The sequence below is a fragment of the Thermodesulfobacteriota bacterium genome, from assembly GCA_040756475.1.
Classification (GTDB): domain Bacteria; phylum Desulfobacterota; class Deferrisomatia; order Deferrisomatales; family JACRMM01; genus JBFLZB01.
Map to the genome: position 1 here is coordinate 1 of JBFLZB010000276.1, position 4,281 is coordinate 4,281.

General features: G+C 64.9%; 2 protein-coding genes and 1 tRNA gene. 2 read left to right on the forward strand and 1 reads right to left on the reverse strand.

The genetic code is table 11. From position 1 onward, the window contains the following. Positions 1 to 40 precede the first annotated feature (40 nt). Positions 41 to 117: transfer RNA gene (locus AB1578_22310), tRNA-Arg, on the forward strand. A gap of 1,056 nt (positions 118 to 1,173) precedes the next feature. Here AB1578_22310 and gptM read toward each other — a convergent pair. Then, complete coding sequence (gene gptM, locus AB1578_22315; GenBank protein ID MEW6490632.1) at positions 1,174 to 2,475, reverse strand: geopeptide radical SAM maturase; 1,302 nt, start codon at positions 2,473 to 2,475, stop codon at positions 1,174 to 1,176. A gap of 237 nt (positions 2,476 to 2,712) precedes the next feature. Between gptM and AB1578_22320 the strand changes: the two genes are divergently transcribed. After that, the gene (locus tag AB1578_22320) at positions 2,713 to 4,026 is read left to right on the forward strand and encodes an MFS transporter (protein MEW6490633.1); all 1,314 of its coding nucleotides are present in this window, start codon (positions 2,713 to 2,715) and stop codon (positions 4,024 to 4,026) included. Positions 4,027 to 4,281: the final 255 nt, after the last annotated feature.

A 4,281-nucleotide genomic window follows, 5' to 3' on the forward strand; every position in this document is an offset into this window, starting at 1 on the left:
CTGAAGGATTTCGTCGCCAAGTAAGCAGCCAACCAAGTCCGCGCCCGTAGCTCAGTTGGATAGAGTGACGGACTACGAATCCGTAGGTCGCAGGTTCGAATCCTGCCGGGCGCGCCAGTAGTTACGAGAACCCCGTCCTGTCCATGTAGACGCCTTGTAGACGGGAAGGGCGGTTCTCGGTAGTAAAGGGAGCACCCCAGCTCCCACCCCTTCGGCCCCCTCGTGCGGCAAGGCTGCCCCCCCGGCCTGCCCGCTTGGGGGCCGATCTATTTCCTGCCCCGGGTGCCGCGCCCACCACCATCTCCGTCCCGACGTCTCCGGGTGCCTCGGCCGCGCCGTGGCTCGTTCTCTCGCGCCAGGTCCCCCGCCGCCGGTCCAGTTTCGGCGAGAGAAGCCCGTGCAAGTTACGTCGAGGCGTTGACCTCGGGAGGGACAATACCGGGCCTCTCACTGAATCCTGGAGCCTGGATAAGGGATGATCGACGCCCCCGTACCAGCGATGGGCGGGGGACGCCGGGTACGCGGTAACGATCAGGCCATGGGTTCGCCGAGGTGAGAGACCGCCGACGTCAGAGGAACGACGGCTAAGGAGCGTCCTGCGGGCGATGGAAAAGTTAACATACTTAAATCACAGCACTATTTGTTCTCTTGACCGGAGGCTTATAGGATGTCCCCCTGGACCCTGGTGCCGGGACGTCCCTTCTCGGGGATCCCCCACGCCCACTCCTTCTCGCCCCACCGCCCCACGCCCAGGTAGCGCCACGGCTCTCCCACGCCACTTCGCCCGTGCACGAAGGCGGTCTCGCCCGGGTGACGGTGGGTCAGTGAGACTGGGGGGCGCGGTCGGGGGCGGAGAGGGCTTCTTCGCCCTCGAGCAGGAGGAAGAGATGGCCGTCTACCTGGGACCACGGCGGCCGCGGCGGGCCGGAGAGTTCTTGCGAAACTCTCCGCCCGCTTCGTTTTCGCCAGCCGCGCCCGGACCTTCTCCGGACCGGCCCGAATAATCCGAGAATCACACCGACTTGGTCAACCCATTCTGAAAATCCCTATCCCCTCCCATCCCGTCCATTGTGGGGATCAACAACCGAGGAGCCAACCGCATCCTCAACCCTTGCCGATTGTCAGATGTTGATACCTGACACCGTCGGTGCACACTGTCGAAAATGGGCTGGCCTAACCGCCAGTGGCTAGGCGATAGCGAATGTCTTGGAGAAGGTGCGGCCGGAGCGTTGCGTCGAGGAAGGAGCGCTGGCACTCGACACCCTTCATGTGGCCTTCACGTTGAAGCCGCATGAATCGGCAACCGCCAAAGCACAGGGGGAGGTACTCGCAGCGCTCACATTCCGCTGCATCCGTCAGTCGGTCGAGGCTGAAGTCCTCCCGGTAGTCGCGAAACCCTGTCCACACATCGCCAACCGCTCGTTTTTCGTCCCCAATGAGACCCGGGCACTTGGTCAAGGTGCCGTCGTAGTGGACCGTGAACGCATCTGTCCGGTCCACCATGCACGGCGTCGGTGCGATCCGCGGCACCCGGTACCCACGCCTGAGCACTTCCTCCCGCAAGAACACCGAGGCCTCGGCCAGCCAGGGTTCGTTTACAGTGGCGCACCCGGAGCAGTGTTCCGGGGCATGCTCCCCGGAGGTCTGCATCACCGGCCCAAACGAAACCTGGGCGACCCGCCCCGGGCTAAGTCCCTGTTCCATCATGTAGTCCAGCAGTGCTGGGAAAGCGCGGTAGTTCTCCCGCGTGTACGTCCCTCCGATACCAACCGGAAACAGGTCGCAGCAGGCCAGCAGGTTCTTGAAGATGTCATCGAAGCTTCCACGGCCGCTGCGAAAGGGGCGAAACCGGTCGTGGTTCTCTGCCGGGCCGTCCAGCGTGACCTTTGCGGCCCGCAGGCCAAGCGGGAGGAGTCCCTCAACCATGGCCGGTGTCAGCAGAGAACCGTTGGTCACCAGAGTGAAGGAATACTTGGCGCCGCGCCCTGCCGCAAATGGTCCGAGCGCCGTCGAGATCTGGCGAATGCGCTCGGTGTAAAGCAACGGCTCGCCTCCGTAGAAATCGAGAATCAGTTCGTTCATCCCCTCGCGAAACCGTCCCTGGAGGAACTCCACCAGTTGGTCCGCGGTGGCGCCGGTCATGGAACTAGGACCCTTCAAGGTCCCCTCGTAGCAGTAGGTGCAGCGAAAATTGCACTCCAGACCCAAGATTACGGCGACCCCCAGCCCGGTGCTCAAGTCGTTGACCCTGTCCAAGTAGCCGGCCACCTCGACCCGCTCGGCCTCGGGGTCGCCAACGAGCACCCCGAGTCTGGTCAGGGCTGCCCTGGCGCTTTCAGGGACGTCCCCTCGTTCCAGTCGGTTGAATAGCGCCTCCGGAATCAGGCACACGGACGCCTTTCTCGCCGAAAACACGACCACGGTGCCGGGTTTATCCGGATGGGGGAATGCTTTCGCGTAGGGGGAGAGGACCATGGGAACTCCGGGCAAGGACGGGTTGAAGGGGTGGTGAACTGTCGGGGTGCGGGCTGAATCCTAGCGCCCCACGGGGGGATTTGTCACCCGGGACCTGTCGGTAGGGTGGCCGCAAGTGGGAAGTGCAGACGGTTACACCGCTTCCTTTTTGTGCTCGGGTCCCCGTCTCGTCAATAATGCAGCAGGCGTCGGGGTCTGGAGGACTCTCGCCACCCCCCATCCCCGGAGCTGAGGTCGATGCTCGCGCACAAGGGCCTGTGGAGTCGGAACTTCTTCCTCCTGTGGCAGGGCCAGACGGTGAGTCTGGCCGGCTCATCCCTGAGCGCGGTCGCCTTCTCCCTGTGGATCGTGGACGCCACGGGGTCGGCAGCGACCCTGGGGGCCATCCTGATGGTCGGATCGCTGACCGGCCTGGTCTTGTCGCCGGCGGCCGGAGCGATCGCCGACCGGTACTCTCGGGTGGGGATTCTCGTGGCATGCGATGTGGCCCTGGGAGTCTTCGCCCTTGCGTTGGCGGGAGTCGTCGCGGGGTACGCCAGACATCCAGGCATGGCCTTGGCCGCGCTCTTTCTTCTCCAAGCCGGAAACTCGGCGGCGAATGCGTTTTTCGCCACATCGGCTCGGGCGATCACGCCCGATCTCGTTCCGTTCTCCCAGGTGCCGGCAGCCAACGCCGTGACCATGGCGTCCTTGCAGATGGCAGGTCTCTTGGGGAAAGGGCTCGGCGGTCTGGCCTACCGGATACTGGGTGCTCCCCTCTTGTTCGCCCTCGACGGCCTGACATTCTTCGTCAGCGCCGGGACGGAGGCCTTGATGCGCGTGCCGCGCACGCCTGCGGGACCTCCTCGCGGCTGGCGCGCCCGGTTGGCCGAGACTGCAGCTGACACGAGGACCGGCTTCGCGTACGTGTGGAGACATAGGGGGCTTCGCACCGCAACCCTGGTGAACGCTTCCGCGGCGTTTTTTCTCGACCCACTGATCGTTCTCTTGCCTTTCTTGGTCAAGGACGAGCGGTTTCTGGGCGCCTCCGGGGATTGGTACGGGTATCTCCTTTCCGCCTTCGGTGTAGGCATCCTCGGGGGCTACACCCTCGCAGCCGTGCTTCCCAGCCGCCTGCGCCGACGGGGGGCCTGGATCACGGGCGCGCTGGCTGCGGGCGGCCTCGGCTTTGCAGCCCTGGGGCTCACCGGCCGTCCGGGCGTGGCCCTCGCGCTCATGGCGGGAAACGGCATCTTCCTCGGACTCTTCGGAAACCACGTGGTGTCCCTGGTCCAGACCCAGGTGTCTCCCGCGTTGCGCGCCCGGACGCTCGCCGTCTTCCAGACGCTGGCGCTGTGCCTGAGCCCTCTCGCGGTGGGACTTGCTGGGGTGTCGGCGGACCTACTGCGCGGCCGGGTGGATGTCGTCTTCACCACTTGCGGCGCCTGCGCTTGCTGTGTCGCGCTCGGGAGTCTCCTGTGGAAAGACTATCGGGATTTTCTGGCGGGAGAACTGGCGGTGGAAAAACCGGGGCCGTGCCCGTTCACGGTCTGCCCGGGGCCGCCAGAATAGGAAACGGGAGCCGAAGCTCCCGTCTCGCTATGCCTTGCGCCTGTTAGAGCGCCCCGCGCCGGACGACCCGGAGGAGCCCGTCGCAATCGCGCTCGGAACCTGTGGCACAGGGCGCGGGCTCGTCACGCCCGCAGGATGGAAACCGTCGTGTAGCAGCAGGTTGCCGTGGGACCTGCGATCTCCAACTCCTCCACGCCCTCGTCCAGCACCACGATGTCCAGGTGTTCCATCGTTTGCCCTCCTTCTCGGAAATCT